The organism is Streptomyces cinnamoneus, assembly GCF_002939475.1.
GTDB lineage: Bacteria > Actinomycetota > Actinomycetes > Streptomycetales > Streptomycetaceae > Streptomyces > Streptomyces cinnamoneus_A.
Genome location: NZ_PKFQ01000001.1, coordinates 6315408 through 6331311, shown reverse-complemented (window position 1 = coordinate 6331311; position 15904 = coordinate 6315408). Strand labels below are relative to the sequence as shown.

19 protein-coding genes are annotated in these 15904 nt (G+C 74.0%); 10 read left to right on the top strand and 9 right to left on the bottom strand.

The genetic code is table 11. The features are described from left to right. Nucleotides 1-57: 57 nt before the first annotated feature. The 7 genes from CYQ11_RS27820 to CYQ11_RS27790 all read right to left on the bottom strand — a co-directional run bounded on the left by CYQ11_RS27820 (nt 58) and on the right by CYQ11_RS27790 (nt 5239). Complete coding sequence (locus CYQ11_RS27820; RefSeq protein WP_099198646.1) at nt 58-855, bottom strand: urease accessory protein UreD; 798 nt, start codon at nt 853-855, stop codon at nt 58-60. Next, nucleotides 852-1550, bottom strand: a complete 699-nt coding sequence (gene ureG / locus CYQ11_RS27815) for an urease accessory protein UreG (protein WP_099198645.1) — start codon at nt 1548-1550, stop codon at nt 852-854. Before ureG ends, CYQ11_RS27820 begins: the two co-directional genes overlap by 4 nt. A 153-nt stretch (nt 1551-1703) precedes the next feature. Beyond that, nucleotides 1704-2477 (bottom strand): urease accessory protein UreF, encoded by a 774-nt coding sequence (locus CYQ11_RS27810; protein WP_099198644.1) that lies wholly within the window; start codon nt 2475-2477, stop codon nt 1704-1706. Next, nucleotides 2477-4198, bottom strand: coding sequence for an urease subunit alpha (locus tag CYQ11_RS27805; protein WP_099198732.1), 1722 nt, complete (start codon nt 4196-4198; stop codon nt 2477-2479). The genes CYQ11_RS27810 and CYQ11_RS27805 overlap by 1 nt, the downstream gene beginning before the upstream one ends. Next, nucleotides 4191-4502, bottom strand: a complete 312-nt coding sequence (locus tag CYQ11_RS27800) for an urease subunit beta (protein WP_099198643.1) — start codon at nt 4500-4502, stop codon at nt 4191-4193. The genes CYQ11_RS27805 and CYQ11_RS27800 overlap by 8 nt, the downstream gene beginning before the upstream one ends. A 14-nt stretch (nt 4503-4516) precedes the next feature. Then, on the bottom strand, nt 4517-4819 hold the full coding sequence (locus CYQ11_RS27795) for an urease subunit gamma (RefSeq protein ID WP_099198642.1): 303 nt from the start codon (nt 4817-4819) through the stop codon (nt 4517-4519). A gap of 129 nt (nt 4820-4948) precedes the next feature. Beyond that, complete coding sequence (locus CYQ11_RS27790) at nt 4949-5239, bottom strand: type II toxin-antitoxin system Phd/YefM family antitoxin (RefSeq protein ID WP_099198641.1); 291 nt, start codon at nt 5237-5239, stop codon at nt 4949-4951. A 62-nt stretch (nt 5240-5301) separates the two neighbouring features. Between CYQ11_RS27790 and CYQ11_RS27785 the strand changes: the two genes are divergently transcribed. From CYQ11_RS27785 to CYQ11_RS27775, 3 genes are all read left to right on the top strand, one after another. Beyond that, nucleotides 5302-5937 (top strand): ATP-dependent Clp protease proteolytic subunit, encoded by a 636-nt coding sequence (locus CYQ11_RS27785; RefSeq protein ID WP_099198640.1) that lies wholly within the window; start codon nt 5302-5304, stop codon nt 5935-5937. 5 nt (nt 5938-5942) lie between these two features. Continuing rightward, nucleotides 5943-6254 carry a hypothetical protein gene (locus CYQ11_RS27780; protein ID WP_099198639.1) on the top strand — a complete coding sequence of 104 codons (312 nt, stop codon included), beginning with the start codon at nt 5943-5945 and terminating at the stop codon, nt 6252-6254. Nucleotides 6255-6768: 514 nt separating this feature from the next. Further along, nucleotides 6769-7254, top strand: coding sequence for a C40 family peptidase (locus CYQ11_RS27775; protein ID WP_099198638.1), 486 nt, complete (start codon nt 6769-6771; stop codon nt 7252-7254). 188 nt (nt 7255-7442) lie between these two features. Here CYQ11_RS27775 and CYQ11_RS27770 read toward each other — a convergent pair whose 3' ends face one another. Next, the gene (locus CYQ11_RS27770) at nt 7443-7871 is read right to left on the bottom strand and encodes an ATP-binding protein (protein ID WP_099198637.1); all 429 of its coding nucleotides are present in this window, start codon (nt 7869-7871) and stop codon (nt 7443-7445) included. Nucleotides 7872-8140: 269 nt separating this feature from the next. On the opposite strand from CYQ11_RS27770, the gene CYQ11_RS27765 reads away from it, so the two are divergent. Beyond that, the gene (locus tag CYQ11_RS27765) at nt 8141-9019 is read left to right on the top strand and encodes a helix-turn-helix domain-containing protein (protein ID WP_099198636.1); all 879 of its coding nucleotides are present in this window, start codon (nt 8141-8143) and stop codon (nt 9017-9019) included. A 9-nt stretch (nt 9020-9028) separates the two neighbouring features. Then, a complete protein-coding gene (locus CYQ11_RS27760; protein ID WP_099198635.1) occupies nt 9029-9271 on the top strand; it encodes a DUF397 domain-containing protein in 243 nt (80 codons plus the stop codon). Between the two features lie 9 nt (nt 9272-9280). On the opposite strand, the gene CYQ11_RS27755 is transcribed toward CYQ11_RS27760, so the two are convergent. Further along, complete coding sequence (locus tag CYQ11_RS27755; protein ID WP_099198634.1) at nt 9281-10432, bottom strand: 8-amino-7-oxononanoate synthase; 1152 nt, start codon at nt 10430-10432, stop codon at nt 9281-9283. Between the two features lie 146 nt (nt 10433-10578). Here CYQ11_RS27755 and bioB point away from each other — a divergent pair, with 146 nt between their 5' ends. The 5 genes from bioB (at nt 10579) to CYQ11_RS27730 (ending at nt 15758) form a co-directional block, all read left to right on the top strand. Then, nucleotides 10579-11826, top strand: coding sequence for a biotin synthase BioB (gene bioB / locus CYQ11_RS27750; protein WP_099198633.1), 1248 nt, complete (start codon nt 10579-10581; stop codon nt 11824-11826). After that, nucleotides 11819-13123: an adenosylmethionine--8-amino-7-oxononanoate transaminase gene (locus tag CYQ11_RS27745; protein WP_099198632.1), complete on the top strand. Its 1305-nt coding sequence runs from the start codon at nt 11819-11821 to the stop codon at nt 13121-13123. Before bioB ends, CYQ11_RS27745 begins: the two co-directional genes overlap by 8 nt. Before the next feature lie 127 nt (nt 13124-13250). Continuing rightward, nucleotides 13251-13967, top strand: a complete 717-nt coding sequence (gene bioD, locus CYQ11_RS27740; protein ID WP_099198631.1) for a dethiobiotin synthase — start codon at nt 13251-13253, stop codon at nt 13965-13967. 134 nt (nt 13968-14101) lie between these two features. Continuing rightward, nucleotides 14102-14794 carry a class I SAM-dependent methyltransferase gene (locus tag CYQ11_RS27735; RefSeq protein WP_099198630.1) on the top strand — a complete coding sequence of 231 codons (693 nt, stop codon included), beginning with the start codon at nt 14102-14104 and terminating at the stop codon, nt 14792-14794. 85 nt (nt 14795-14879) lie between these two features. Next, the gene (locus CYQ11_RS27730; protein ID WP_099198629.1) at nt 14880-15758 is read left to right on the top strand and encodes an LLM class F420-dependent oxidoreductase; all 879 of its coding nucleotides are present in this window, start codon (nt 14880-14882) and stop codon (nt 15756-15758) included. The last annotated feature ends 146 nt before the right edge of the window (nt 15759-15904 follow it).

Genomic DNA, 15904 nt, shown 5'->3' with positions numbered 1-15904 from the left:
TGAGGAAAGAGGCATCGCCACGTGTGGTGCCCTTGACCCCGGCCGGCATTCAAACGCTCATAGCACAGCATCCATCTCACGCAGCACGGAATCCAGGACCCTCCGCAGGCTCAGCGCGTCCGGCGCCACCGCGCCCACCAGGACGGCCGGTCCGGCCAGCGGGGTGAGGGACGCCGTCGCGCCCAGGGCGCGCGCCGCGACCGGCCGGTCCGCGAAGCCCGCGTCGACCACGAGGAGTTGCCCGACGGCCCGGTGGCCGCCCAGCACCGCCGCGCCGTCCCACCCGGGCGTCCCCGGCCCGGACCTCAGCTCCTGGTCGAGGAGCGGGCGGCCGGCGCGGCGTACGGTCAGCCGGGTGACGAGACGTCCGGGGGGTTCCCCCGCGCGGCCGAGCACCTGCTCCTCGCGCAGCACCAGGCGCGCGCCCGGGGCCAGATCGGCCCGGGTGGTCTGCCGCAGGTCGCTGCCGCGCACCGAGATGAGGGGTTCGGGCAGCCAGCGCAGCTCGGCGCCGTCACCGACGGTCAGACGCGTGTCGTAGAAGGCGGGTTCGCCCGTGCGGCCGGGCAGGGCGAGGGTCGCGGCGGCGGACTGCAGACGCAGGGCGGCGCCGTCGCGGACGTCCGCCGAGAGGCCCAGCACGTCGCCGCCCAGCGGTGCGCTCATCGCCCCCACCAGGCAGACGCGCGCCTGCCGCCCGCACGGGCGCAGCCGGCGCAGCGCCAGGGGGCCGTCTCCCGCGAGGACGGGCAGGGCGGTGCCGCCGCGCCCGTCGGGGGCGGCGACGATCCGCGCCTTCGCGCGCAGCCCGATGGGGGGAGCCGCCGTGGGCGGCGGCACCTGAGTGATAGTCATGCCGCTGTGCCGGCGGTCCAGTCGGCCAGCCGGGCGAGCACCCAGTCCCGTACGGGCGCCACGCCGTCGGTGGCGACCAGCGAGGTGAAGGCGACGGGCAGCTCCCCGCGCTGGGCCCGGGCGTCGCGGGCCATGCCCTCCAGGTCGGCGCCGACGTGCGGGGCGAGGTCGGTCTTGTTGACGACGAGCAGGTCGGCGGTGGTGACGCCGGGGCCGCCCTTGCGGGGGATGTCGTCGCCCCCGGCGACGTCGATGACGAACACCTGCGCGTCGACGAGGCCCTTGGAGAAGGTCGCCGTCAGGTTGTCGCCGCCGGATTCGACCAGGATGAGATCGAGGGGGCCGACGGCGCCCTCCAGGTCCTCCACCGCCTCCAGGTTGGCGGAGATGTCGTCGCGAATGGCGGTGTGCGGGCACGCGCCGGTCTCCACGGCGGTGATGCGTTCGGGCGGCAGCACCGCGTGCCGCAGCAGGAACTCGGCGTCCTCACGGGTGTAGATGTCGTTGGTGACGACGGCGAGGGAGAGCTCCTCGCGCAGGGACCGGCACAGCGCGGCGACGGTCGCGGTCTTCCCGGACCCGACGGGCCCGCCGAGCCCTATCCGCAGGGCGCGGCGCGACCCGTCGGGGCGCAGGGGCGCGGCGGCGCTGTAGGTGTGGCGGTGGGGGAAGGCGCCGGGGTGGTCGAGGTGCATGGTTCCTCCGGAGGGTCGATGTGCGTGGTCCCCGGCCCCGCCCTTTCGCCAAGGACCGGGCGGGCTGGATTCCGGCTCCCCTCCGGCGCCCCAGGACCGGGGTTCCGGGGGCGGGGCACCGGCTGCGGGCAGGTGCGGGGCTGGGGAACACCTCTACGTGGCGAACAGCCGCACCGGCCAGGCGGCGTGCTGCTCCGCCGTGATGTCGAGCAACGGGGCGGAGGCCGCGGGGAGGACGTGCGGGCCCTCGTCCAGCGCCCGCCGCGCCGCCTCGGCCGCCGTCCGCGCGACCTCGTCGAGATCGGGCGCCAGCCGCGCCAGCACCGCACTCGCCTCGAACGGATCGAGGCTCAGCAACCGCACCACCGCCGTCGCCGGCCCGCTCACCGACTCGTACGCGGCGGCGTACGCGGCGGCGAGCGGGCTGAGCCCCGCGGCCCGGGCGACCAGCCCGAGGACGACGGGCTGGTGGGCGCCGCGCGGCCGGGCGGCGGCCAGGGCGTCGAGTGCGGCTGACGGCCAGGTCGCCCGGGCGGCGCGCGTCAGCTGGCGGCCGAGCCGTCGGGACGCGGTGCGCAGGGCGGACGACGGGGTGCGGGCGTCGGCGGCCGCGTCGAGGCCGAGCGGGTCGAGTCCCGCAGCGGCCGCGGCGGCCAGGGCGGCCGCCGTCAGCCCGGTGGTGTGCAGCCGTCCCCCGCAGAAGGCCGCCAGGGACGCGCCGTCCGTGATCCGGCCCGCCTTGACGGCCGCCTCGGCCCCGCCGGAGTGGGCGTGGCCGCCGGCCGGGAAGCGCCCGTCGGCGAGGACGAGGAGGGCCGCCAGGGCGTGACCGTCGCCCGCCACGGGGGCCTCGGCCGCCGGACCGGGGGCCGGGGCGGAGCCTTCGGGGAGCGGTGGGGCCGCGGCGAGGCCGGTCGTCGTCACCATCAGAACAGGAAGTACCGCTGGGCCATCGGCAGTTCCACCGCCGGCCGCGGTTCGACGGGGTCGCCGTCGATCGTGACGGTGAACGTGTCGGGGTCCACCTCCACGCGCGGCCGGGCGTCGTTGTTGCGCATGTCCGCCTTGGTGACGCCGCGCGTGTCGCGGATGGGGACGAACCGCTTGCCCAGCCCCAGGCGTTCGGGCAGGCCGTCGTCCAGCGCCCACTGGGTGACGAAGTTGAGCGAGGTGGCCGCCGGCGCGCGGCCCAACGCGCCGAACATCGGGCGCGGCAGGACGGGCTGCGGGGTGGGGATGGAGGCGTTGGCGTCGCCCATCTGCGCGTAGGCGATCTGGCCGCCCTTGACGACGAGGTGGGGCCGGACGCCGAAGAACGCCGGCTCCCAGAGCACCAGGTCGGCGAGCTTGCCGGTCTCGACGGAGCCGATCTCGTGGTCGAGGCCCTGGGCGACGGCCGGATTGACGGTGTACTTGGCGACGTAGCGGCGGGCCCGCAGGTTGTCGGCCCGGCCGTCGCCGGGCAGCGGTCCGCGCCGCTTCTTCATGACGTGCGCGGTCTGCCAGGTGCGCAGGACGACCTCCCCGATGCGGCCCATGGCCTGGGAGTCGGAGGAGATGATGGAGATCGCGCCGAGGTCGTGCAGGACGTCCTCGGCGGCGATCGTGCCGGGCCGGATGCGGGACTCGGCGAAGGCCAGGTCCTCGGGGACGGCCGGGTTGAGGTGGTGGCAGACCATCAGCATGTCGAGGTGCTCCTCGACGGTGTTGACGGTGTGCGGCCGGGTGGGGTTGGTGGAGCTGGGCAGGACGTTGGGCTCCGAGACGACCGTGATGATGTCCGGCGCGTGCCCGCCGCCCGCGCCCTCGGTGTGGTAGGCGTGGAGGGTGCGCCCGGCGACGGCGGCGAGCGTGTCGCCGACGAAGCCCGCCTCGTTGAGGGTGTCGGTGTGGATGGCGAGCTGGGCGCCGCTCTCCTCGCACACGGTCAGGCAGGCGTCGATCACGGCGGGCGTCGCGCCCCAGTCCTCGTGGATCTTGAAGCCGACGGCTCCGGCCCGCAGCTGGGCGCGCATCGAGTCGTACGAGACGGTGTTGCCCTTGCCGAGCAGGCCGATGTTGAGGGGGTGCCCTTCGAGGGCCTCGAACATCCGGGCGAGGTGCCAGGCGCCCGGGGTGATGGTCGTGGCCTTGCTGCCCTCGGCGGGGCCGGTGCCCCCGCCGACGAGGGTGGTGACGCCGGAGGCCAGCGCCTCGTCGGCGGCCTGGGGGCAGATGAAGTGGACGTGGGCGTCGACGGCGCCCGCAGTGAGGATGCGGCCGTTGCCGGCGATGACCTCGGTCTCGGGGCCGATGACGAGGTCGGGGTGGACGCCGTCCATGGTGTCGGGGTTGCCAGCCTTGCCCACGCCGGTGATCCGGCCGTCGCGGATGCCGACGTCGGCCTTGACGATCCCCCAGTGGTCGAGGACGACGGCTCCGGTGATCACCGTGTCCGGGGCACCCTCGGCGCGGGTGGCGCGGGACTGGCCCATGGACTCGCGGATGACCTTGCCGCCACCGAAGACCGCCTCGTCCCCGGCGTGGCCGGGGCCGCCGCAGCGGTCCTCCTCGACCTCGATCAGCAGGTCGGTGTCGGCGAGCCGGATCCGGTCGCCGGCGGTGGGCCCGTACAGGTCGGCGTAGGCCACGCGGCTCAGCTCAGACATCGAGCGGCCCCGCACAGGCGCCCCGCAGGCCCTCGACCACGCGCTTGCCGCCGATGGGCACCAGGTCCACCTCGACCGGGATGCCCGGCTCGAAGCGCACGGCCGTGCCGGCGGCGACGTCCAGGCGCTTGCCGTGGGCGGCCGGCCGGTCGAAGTCCAGGCCGGGGTTGGCCTCGGCGAAGTGGTAGTGGGAGCCGACCTGCACGGGGCGGTCGGCCCGGTTGAGGACGGTCAGCCGGGTGCGGTGCAGGCCCTCGTTGAGCCGGACCGGCTCCGGCGCGCACAGGATCTCTCCGGGGATCATCGCGGGCGCCCCCGTCAGGCTATGGGGTCGTGGATGGTGACGAGCTTGGTCCCGTCCGGGAAGGTGGCCTCGACCTGGACGTCGTGGATCATCTCGGGGATGCCCGTCATGACCTCGTCGCGGGTGAGGACCTTGCGCCCGGACGACATCAGCTCGGCCACGGTGCGGCCGTCGCGGGCGCCTTCGAGGATGTGCGCGCTGATCAACGCCACCGCCTCGGGGTGGTTGAGGCGCAGCCCCCGGGCGCGGCGCCGGTCGGCGACATCGGCGGCCACATGGATGAGCAGCCGCTCCTGCTCGTGCGGGGATAGTTGCATGCGTCCCACCTCAACACAGGGTTGACCTGGGGTTCTTCTCCCCGTGGCCACTGATGGGCAGATTAGGGCGCAAGCTTTTCCAACGCGTTAACCAGACCGGCCCGTTCTTTACGCGGGCATGACGAGTCGTCAGTGACGTCCCGGATCCCGGTGCTCGGCGGCGATGCCGAAGCGGCCGCGTTCGCCCGCAGCGGACGCCCCCGGCGGGCGGACGGCGGCGACGGTGCTGATCACCTGCTCCTCGGCGGCTCCCGCGGACGCCGCGCTCTCCTCGAGTCTTTCCAGGTCGGCGGCGGAAACGAGGGCGACGAGCGGCTTGCCGTGGCGGGTGACGACCACCCGCTCGCCGCCGTAGACGACGCGGTTGATCAGATCCGCCAGCTCGGCTCGGGCTTGCGTCACCGGAATTTCGTAGGCCATGCTCCCCATTCTAACGAGGTGTACGTCCTGTACATTTTTTACAGACGACGAGAGGCGCAGCCATGCACCGGTCCACAGCCCGCCACGTCCTGCCGGAGTTCACCGAGCGCACCGACGGCGGGATTCGAACCCTCGATCCGTACGCGAAGCTCTTCTCCGAGCGCATCGTCCTCCTCGGGACGGCCGTCGACGACGCGGCCGCGAACGACGTGACGGCACAGCTCATGTACCTGGAACACGCGGCGCCCGACCGGGACGTCTCGCTCTACGTCAATTCCCCCGGCGGCTCCTTCTCCGCCATGTGCGCCATCTACGACTCGATGCGCTACATCCGCTGCGACGTGGAGGTGGTGTGCCTGGGCCAGGCCGCCTCGGCCGCCGCCGTGCTGCTGGCGGCCGGCACCCCGGGCAAGCGGATGGTCCTGCCGCACGCCCGCGTCCTCATCCACCAGCCCGCGCTCGCCGAACCGGTGCGGGGCACGCCCTCCGACCTGACGGTCCAGGCGGACGAGCTGCTGCGCGCCCACGAGAAGCTGGTGGGGATGCTGGCCCTGCACACCGGCCGCGACCCGGAGCGGATCCGGGCCGATCTGGAGCGCGACACCTTTCTCGACGCCCCGGCAGCGGTGGCCTACGGGCTCGCCGACCGGGTGGTCGTGAGCCGGGACGCGTCCCTCGCGCCGCACGGGACGAGGTGAGGGCGATGAGGTGGCCGCCGGAACTGCCGCCCCTGCCCGCCCTGACCCGGGCGGAGGGGGAGCTCGTCGATCGCTATCTCGAGGTACTGGATCTCCTCGGCCGGATCAATCCGGCCCGCGCGCACGACACGTACGGCGGGCTACGAGCCGCGCAGAGGCTCGTGGTCGCGGCGGCGGAGCTGCGCGACGCCCTCACGGTCATGTTCGAGCGGGGCGAACGCGAGGTGTACGCGGGGACGCTGGCGCGGGCGATGCGCGTCCTGGACGGCGAACGCCGGGCGGGCCGCGTGGCGTTGCCGCCGGAGCCCGCGAAGTGACGGCGAACTGAGGAGCGGAAACATTATTCTCCCGATCTCCTTCAGACGTCGGAGGCGATCGTAGACGTCGCGCAGCGATCACCTCGTGCCGGGCGCTCATCCGCCGCTCGGGGAGATCGCTCCGCCGCAGGTGACGAGGTCAGCAGTCCGAGATCGAGACCGTCAAACCGCCCCGTGTCCAGCCGAATTGCCCAGAGGTGACGAGGTTCACATAACGCTGGTTCCCCTCGGATTCGCCGGCGCGGCTGCGCCAAGATCCCTCCGACGACAAGACCCCGCCACCACGGCGGGGCGGTCCGGGCGGACGCCGAACCCTGCCGCCGCCCGGGCGACTGGTCGACAGAAGGGCATCGGCAGGGATGGAGGACCCGAGCACGGCGGGGCGGGACGGCGGCCGGCACAACCGGTCTGCCGCAGCAGCCCCTTGGGGTGAAGCCGCTCACGCGGCCGGGCATTCTTCGCCTGCCCGAACCCGACAGGTCATCCTTCACAGGCGGCTGACGAAGGGTTTGGCATGGGCGCTCACAAACGTCCCTCACGGCTGTCCAGGGCCAGGGCCGTCTCCGCATCGGTGTCCGCTCTGACTCTCGCGGCCGTCGGTGCCACGGTGGTGGCACCCGGCGGCGCGGACGACGCCGAGGCGGCCACGGTCTCCACCGCGGCCCTCCAGATCGCGGCCTCCAAAGCGGGCGCTCCCTATCAGTGGGGAGCGACGGGCCCGTACCGCTTCGACTGCTCCGGGCTGACGCAGTACTCCTTCAAGCGGGCCGGCAAGGAGCTGCCCCGCACCGCGCAGCAGCAGTACAACCGCACCCGGCAGATCCCCGGGTTCTCCAGGGAACAGGGCGACCTGGTGTTCTTCCACGGCCGGGGCGGCGTCTACCACGTCGGCATCTACGCCGGCGGCAACAAGATCTGGCACGCCCCCAAGACCGGCTCGGTCGTCCGCCTCGAGCGCATCTGGACCAGAAGCGTCTCGTACGGCCGCGTGAACGGCTGACCGGACGGCCCCCCGCGACCGGGCGGGCACACGGCAGCCACGTGACGAACGGCAGGCGAAAGGCCGTGTGACCGGCTGACCACGCGCCGGACACCCGGAGCACCTTCGAACCCACCGGTTCCAGACGCGCACGCTCCACAAGAGCGCAGGGCCGGGCGGACCGCCGCCCGGCCCGCCGCGCTGCCGGCTCAGCGGACGGACACGCTCCACGGCAGCGAGACCCACACCGTCTTCCCGCCCTCCGCGGTCGGGACGACCGAGAGCCTGCCCCCGTGCTCGGCGGTCAGACAGCGGATGATCACCAGGCCGCGCCCGTGGTCCTGCTGGACGGTGGCGGGCAGCCGCCGGGGGTGGCGGGGATGGCGGTCCGTGACCCCGATCCGCAGCCGCTCCTCCCGGTCCAGCCGCAGGTCCACCCGGAAGGTGGGCGACTGGCCCCGGGTGTGCTGCACGGCGTTGGTGGCCAGCTCGGAGACGATCAGCCGGAGCGCGTCGGCGGCCTCGCCGCCGTCCGGCAGGCCCCATCCGGCGAGCACGTCCATGACGTGACAGCGTGCGGCGCGGACCGAGGCGGGGGCGCTCGGCAGAGTGACGGATGCTTCCTGGTGGTCTGCCATGACGCTGTCCCTTTCCCATCGAGGCCGGCCCCCGGCGCCCTCGTGCGGGCGGGTCGAAGAGGCACGTCGAGGGACGTCGGGAGCGGCTTCGGGCGGCTCAGGGCGACAGCGTGCCACTGATAACGACCGCGATGGGGGTGATCCACCGGATTGTGGATATATCTGTCGCTCGAAGCGGTGAACCTTGCCCGGAGGCACCACCGCGGGCGGTCGCACTGGTCTATTGACTCAGAACGTGTCGCCTGGAGAGCGGCGGGGAGGGAGGGCCGATGCGGTACGGACCCGCGGTGCGCCGGCGCAAACTGGGCGCGGAGCTGCGCCGCCAGCGCGAGTTGTCGGGGATGACCAGCCGGGAGGCCGCCTGTGCGGTCGGCTGGCACCAGTCGAAGGTGAGCCGGATCGAGACCGGCATCAGCGGGGTCAAGCCCGCCGACGTGGCCCGGCTGCTGGACGTCTACAGCGTCTTCGACCCGGATCTGCGCGCGCTGCTGGGCGCCCTGTGCGGGGCGGACCCGGCGGGCTCGGGGAGCGGGGGCGGCTCGCGCCGCGGCTGGTGGTACGCCTATCGCGACCTGCTGCCGTCGGCGTATCTGGACTTCATCAGTCTGGAGTCCGAGGCGTCCCACGCGCGCACGCTGGAGACCACGGTGGTGCCGGGCCTTTTGCAGACGCCGGAGTACGCCCGCGCGGTGACCCGGGCCGCGCTGGGCGACCCGCCGGCCGAACAGGTGGAGGCGCTGGTCCGGGTACGGATGGCGCGGCAGTCGGTGCTCGCCAAGGAGCGGCCGCTGGAGCTGTGCGCGATGCTCGACGAGGCGGCGCTGCGGCACGAGGTGGGCGGCCCGGAGGTGATGGCGGGGCAGCTGGAGCACCTGCTGGAGCGGGCCGCGCTGCCGCATGTGCGGCTGCACGTGCTGCCGTTCAGCAGCGGCGACCACATCGGTATCACCGGACCTTTCGTTATTTTTTCGTTTCCGCGCATTGCCGATCTGGATGTGGTTGTTCTCGACCATTTGACGAGTAGCCTCTATCTGGAGCGACAAGAGGACCTCCGGGCGTACGGCTCGGCGTTCACCACGCTCCGGGCACACGCCCTCTCCCACGAGAACTCACTCGATTTCATCGCCGGGATCAAGGACGGCTCGTAAGGGGGCAACATGGCCGCGAAGCCTCGGTACGTACCCTCTGGATCGGCGCCTCCGGCTCTGCGCGGTGCGAGGTGGCACCGCAGCAGCCACAGCACCGGAATGAACAACTGCGTGGAAGCGGCGCGGGTGGGCCGGACCCTCGCCGTGCGCGACTCGAAGCGCTCCGCCGGCCCCGTTCTGCTCTTCTCCCCCGCCGCGTGGTCCGCCTTCCTCGCGGGTCTGCGCGGACCCCACGGCTGCGCACGGTGCTGAGCCGGCGGCTCAGACGCCGGGCGCCGTCGCCACGATCGTGGCGGCCGCGCCGGCCAGCTGCTCGTCCGACAGGTCCGCCCGGGCGGTCAGTCGCAGCCGCGAGACGCCGTCGGGCACGGACGGCGGCCGGAAGCACCCGACCGCGAGCCCCCGCTCACGGCAGTCGGCCGCCCAGCGCACCGCGGCCTCGGGCGAGGGGGCCCGTACGGACACCACCGCCGCGTCGGGCCGCACGGCCGTCAGCCCGGCCGCCGTCAGCCGCTCGTACAGGCCGGTGGCCACCGCGCGGACCCGCTCGGCGCGCCCGGGTTCGCGGCGCAGCACCGCGAGGCTCGCCAGGGCCGCGCCCGCCGCCGCGGGGGCCAGACCGGTGTCGAAGATGAAGGTGCGGGCGGTGCTGACGAGGTGGCTGATGACCCGGGCCGGGCCGAGGAGCGCACCGCCCTGGCTGCCGAGCGACTTGGACAGGGTGACGGTCGCGACCACGTCGCGGGCGCCCGCCAGACCGGCGGCGTGCAGGGCGCCACGGCCGCCGCGGCCCAGCACACCGAGGCCGTGGGCGTCGTCGACCAGCAGCGCCGCGCCGTGTTCCCGGCACACCCCGGCGAGGGCGGCCAACGGGGCGGCGTCACCGTCGACGGAGAAGACGGAGTCGGTGACGGCGAGCGCCCGGCCGCCGTGCGCGGCCAGGGTCTTGCGCACGGCCTCGGGGTCGGCGTGCGGGACGACGGCCTTGTCGGCGCGCGCGAGGCGGCAGCCGTCGATGAGGGAGGCGTGGTTGCCCTCGTCGGAGACCAGCAGGGTGCCGCTGCCGACGGGACCGGACAGCGCGGTGACGGCGGCGAGGTTCGCGGCGTAGCCGGAGGAGAAGACCAGCGCCGCCTCGAAGCCGCAGAAGTCCGCCAGCTCGCGTTCCAGCGTGGCGTGCAGGGCGGTGCTGCCGGTGACCAGGCGGGAGCCGGTGGCGCCCGCCCCCCAGCGGCGGGCGGCCTCGGCGGCGCCCTCGACGACCTCGGCGTGGCGGGTCAGGCCCAGGTAGTCGTTGCCGGCCAGATCGACGAGGTCCGCCCCGGCGGAGCGGGGACGGAGGGTGCGGACCAGGCCGGCGGCCCGGAGCCGCTCGTGCTGGGCGTCGATCCAGTCGAAGGGGTCCTGGGGCATCGGCCGTCCCTGTCGTTTGGTGGGTTTGCATAAAACGTAGCCGTCGAGCGGCCCGGACAGTATGTGGCGATACACACACGTCAAACGGCCCCTGTTGTGCGATCTCTCCTTGGCCGGAAGCGGTGGCGTAAGCAAGGATCGGCGCCATGGACCTGCTGAACACGCTGGTGGACAAGGGGTTGCGGCGGGAGCTGCCGACCCGCGAAGAGGCGCTCGCCGTGCTGGCGACCTCCGATGACGAACTGCTCGACGTGGTGGCCGCGGCCGGCAGGGTGCGCCGCGAGTGGTTCGGACGACGGGTGAAACTGAACTATCTCGTCAACCTCAAGTCCGGGCTGTGCCCCGAGGACTGCTCCTACTGCTCGCAGCGGCTCGGCTCGAAGGCGGAGATCCTCAAGTACACCTGGCTGAAGCCGGAGGAGGCGTCCGAGGCGGCGGCCGCCGGCGTGGCCGGCGGGGCGAAGCGGGTCTGCCTGGTCGCCAGCGGGCGCGGGCCGACGGACCGGGACGTGGACCGCGTCTCGAAGACCATCGCGGCGATCAAGGAGCAGAACGAGGACGTCGAGGTGTGCGCCTGCCTCGGCCTGCTCTCCGAGGGACAGGCGGAGCGCCTGCGCGCCGCGGGTGCCGACGCCTACAACCACAACCTCAACACGTCCGAAGCCACCTACGGCGACATCACCACCACCCATACGTACGCCGACCGGGTCGACACCGTGCAGCAGGCGCAGGCGGCGGGCATGTCCGCCTGCTCGGGCCTGATCGCGGGCATGGGCGAGAGCGACGAGGACCTGGTCGACGTGGTCTTCTCGCTGCGCGAGCTGGACCCGGACTCGGTGCCGGTCAACTTCCTCATCCCCTTCGAGGGGACGCCGCTGGCGAAGGAGTGGCACCTCACCCCGCAGCGTTGCCTGCGGATCCTGGCGATGGTGCGGTTCGTCTGCCCGGACGTGGAGGTCCGGCTGGCCGGCGGGCGCGAGGTGCACCTGCGCTCGATGCAGCCGCTCGCCCTGCACCTGGCCAACTCGATCTTCCTGGGCGACTACCTGACCAGTGAGGGCCAGGAGGGCAAGGCCGACCTGGCGATGATCGCGGACGCCGGTTTCGAGGTCGAGGGCGCCGGCACCACGACGCTGCCGACGCACCGGGCGGACGCCCTGGCGGCCGCCGGCTGCGGCTCGCACGGCGCCGGTCCGGGCGCGGGCGGCTGCGGCTCGCACGGTGCGGCCGAGAGCGCGGGTGGCTGCGGAACGGGCGGCGGCTGCGGCCCGTGCGGCGACGGCGGCGCGGTGGCGGACGCGGTGGCCGAGCCGGCGCCGGCGGGCGAGGCCCGCACGGACCTGGTCGCCGTGCGGCGCCGTGGCGCGGGAACGGACCTGCCGCCCAATGCCTGAGTCGTTCGCCCCCGCCGAGCTGCTGGACCTGGACCGCCGGCACGTCTGGCACCCCTACGGTCCGATGCCCGGCCGGCAGGAGCCGCTGATCGTCGAGTCCGCGTCCGGCGTCCGGCTGCGGCTGGCCGAGGAGGCCCACGGCTCGCACGAGCTGGTGGACGGGATGTCGTCGTGGTGGTCGGCCGTGCACGGCTACAACCACCCGGTGCTCAACGCCGCCGCCCAGGAGCAGCTGGGGCGGATGAGCCATGTGATGTTCGGCGGGCTCACCCACGAGCCCGCCGTGCGGCTGGCGTCCCGGCTGGTGGAGATCACCCCCGAGGGGCTGGAGCACGTCTTCCTCGCCGACTCCGGCTCGGTGTCGGTCGAGGTGGCCCTGAAGATGTGCCTGCAGTACTGGCGCTCGCTGGGCCGGCCGGAGAAGCGCCGCATGATGACGTGGCGCGGCGGCTACCACGGTGACACCTGGCAGCCGATGGCCGTGTGCGACCCCGACGGCGGCATGCACCAGCTGTGGTCGGGCGTGCTGGCGCAGCAGGTCTTCGCCGACGCTCCCCCGCACGACTACGACACGGACGCCGTCCCGGCGTACTCCGCGCACCTGCGGGAGACGATCGCGCGCCACGCCCACGAGCTGGCCGCCGTCATCGTGGAGCCGGTGGTGCAGGGCGCGGGCGGCATGCGCTTTCACGACCCGGTCTACCTGCGGGTGCTGCGGGAGGCCTGCGACGAGCACGACGTGCTGCTGGTGTTCGACGAGATCGCGACGGGCTTCGGCCGCACCGGCGAGCTCTTCGCGGCGGACCACGCGCGGGTCACCCCGGACGTGATGTGCCTCGGCAAGGCGCTGACCGGCGGTTACGTGACGCTGGCGGCGACGCTGTGCACCCCTCGGGTGGCGGAGGGCATCAGCTCGGGCGAGGTGCCGGTGCTGGCCCACGGCCCGACGTTCATGGGCAACCCGCTGGCCTGCGCGATCGCCAACGCCTCCATCGACCTGCTGCTGTCGCAGGACTGGCGGACCGAGGTCAAGCGGATCGAGGCCGGGCTGCGCGACGCCCTCGCGGACGCCGCCCCGCTGCGCGGTGTGCGGGACGTGCGCACGCTCGGCGCCATCGGCGTGGTGGAACTCGACCACGAGGTCGACGTGGCGGCGGCGACGCGCGCGGCGGTGCGCGCGGGGGTGTGGCTGCGGCCGTTCCGCAACCTCGTGTACGTCATGCCGCCCTACGTCACCGGCGACGAGGACGTGGCACGGATCGGTGCGGCGGTGTGCGCCGCTGCCCGCGAAGGCTGAGCGGGGTCCCCCTCCGGCGGGCCCTCGGGGGCCCGCCGGGCGACGCGTCCGCCGTACGGCGGCGCGAGGAATGCGGTGCAGGCCGCGCACGGAGCGGCAGGCGCCTCGACGAAACGGAGCGCGAGCGATGTCGGTGATGGTCGTCACGGGTACGGGCACGGAGGTCGGCAAGACCGTGGTGACGGCCGCCGTCGCGGCGGCGGCACTGGCCGCCGGCCGCACGGTGGCCGTGCTCAAGCCCGCCCAGACCGGGGTCGCCCCGGGCGAGCCGGGCGACGTCGCGGAGGTGCGGCGGCTGGCGGGCCCGGTGACGGGTGCCGAACTGGCCCGCTTCCCCGAGCCCTTGGCGCCGGCGACGGCGGCCCGCCGGGCGGGGCTCGCGCCGGTGGGCCCCGAGGAGATCCGGCGGGCGGCGGCGGAGCTGGCGGCCTCCCACGACCTGGTGCTGGTGGAGGGCGCGGGCGGGCTGCTCGTGCGGCTCGACGAGGCCGGCTCGACGCTGGCGGACGTCGCCGGGCTGCTGGACGCGCCGGTGCTCGTCGTCGTCCAGGCGGGTCTGGGCACGCTCAACACCACCGCGCTGACCGCGGAGGCGCTGCGGGCGCGCGGACTGCGCTGCGCGGGCGTGGTGATCGGCAGTTGGCCGGCCGAGCCGGACCTCGCCATGCGCTGCAACCTGACCGATCTGCCCCGGGAGGCGGGGGCGCCGCTGCTGGGCGCGGTGCCGGAGGGCGCGGCGACGCTTCCGCCGGAGGACTTCCGCGCGGTGGCGGCGGGCTGGCTGGCTCCGGAGCTGGACGGCACGTGGGCCGGTGCCGTGCCGCCGGGGAGCGCCCCCGCCTGACCGGACCGCGCGGCGCGGTCGCGGCGGGGCGGGGCGGGCGGGCAAAGACCCGCCGGGCGGTGCGTACGGGCTGTGCCGTGGGAAGAATCGCGGTAGCCGTCGTATCCCCGGCCCCCGGGAAGAGGTTGTGTGCCATGCCGCTCCGCCGCACCAGAACGCCGCACGACGCCGTGCACCATCCGGTTTTCGCCCGGCTCTACGCCCGTTGGAGCCCGGTCGTCGACGAGCGCGCCGGGGTCCGCGCGCACCGGCAGGAGCTGCTGGCCGGGCTGTCGGGACGGGTGATCGAGATCGGGGCCGGGAACGGCCTGAACTTCGCCCACTACCCGGGGACCGTCTCGGAGGTGGTGGCGATCGAGCCGGAACGGACGCTGCGGCGGCTGGCGGTGGACGCCGCGGTGCGGGCCGGGGTCCCGGTGGACGTGGTGCCGGGCGCGGCGGAGGCGCTGCCCGTCAAGAGCGAGGCGTTCGACGCGGCGGTGGTGTCCTTGGTGCTGTGTTCCGTCCGGGACGTGGGGCGCGCCCTCGCGGAGCTGCGGCGGGTCCTGCGACCGGGCGGCGAGCTGCGCTTCTTCGAGCACGGTCTCGCCCGGGGCCGGGCCCTGGCGACCGTGCAGCGGTCCCTGGACCGCACGGTGTGGCCGGTGGTCTTCGGCGGCTGCCACACCGCCCGGGACCCGCTGCGGGCGATCACGGCGGCGGGCTTCGAACTGGGCCCCTACCGGCGGCTCCGCGTGCCGGACACCGCCGTCCCGTCGCCGGCCTCGCCCTGTGTGCTGGGCACCGCTCGGCGTCCGGCCGAACCGGAGGCCCGGCCTCCTACGTGAATTGACTCACGAACGCCCCGGACGCCCAGTAACCGGAGACATCCTCCGATACGTTGTGATCATCAGACGACCAAGGGGGTTCCGCATGTCCCGTCCGTTCCGGTTCGCCGTCAACATGCTCACCGGCTGCACGGCCGCCGAGTGGCGCGCGAAGTGCCGCCAGGCCGAATCCATGGGCTACGACGTGATCCTCGTGCCCGACCACCTCGGCATGCCGGCCCCGTTCCCCTCGCTGGTCGCCGCCGCCGAGGCCACCGAACGGCCGAGGGTGGGCACGCTGGTCCTCAACGCCGGGTTCTGGAACCCCGCGCTGCTGGCCCGCGAGGTGGCCACCACCGACCAGCTGACGGGCGGCCGGCTGGAGCTGGGCCTGGGCACCGGCTACGTGAAGGCCGAACACGACAGCGCCGGCCTGCCGTTCGGCTCGCCGCGCGAGCGGGTCGACCACCTGGAGCACACCGTCACGGAGCTGAACCGGCTGCTGGGCGACCCCGGGCACCTGCCGGCGACGACCCAGGCGCCCCGGCCCCCGCTGCTGCTCGGCGGCAACGGCGACCGCGTGCTGCGACTGGCCGCGCGGCACGCCGACATCATGGCGTTCGCCGGCGGCGGCTCGAACCCCGACGGTTCGCTGCGGCTCGTCAGCCCCTCCGAGCTGGCCGGGCGGGTCGCGGCCTACCAGGGCTTCGCGGCGGACCGCCCCGAGCCGGCCGAGCTCAACTACCTGGTGCAGGTCGTGGCGGTCGGCGGCGACCCGCTGACCAAGGTCCGCGAGCTGATGGGCTACCGCACCGACCTCACCGACGAGGAGTACCTGGCACACCCCGCCCTGCTGACCGGGTCGGTCAAGGAGATCGCCGAGCGGATCCGGGGCCACCGCGAGCGCTACGGCTTCACGTACTTCACGATCCTGGAGCCCTACATGGAGGCCTTCGCACCGGTGATCGAGGAGCTGCGGGACTGACCCCCTTTGCTCGTCCTTTACCCTTGATGGTCACCCTTGCTTCCGAGGGTGACCATCCCGCTCTCGCGAGCCGACCGAGTGAAAGGTGTGAGCGTCCGCCCATGGGCGAGCCTCCCAGTAGTCCCCGCAGCCGACACCGCGCGGTC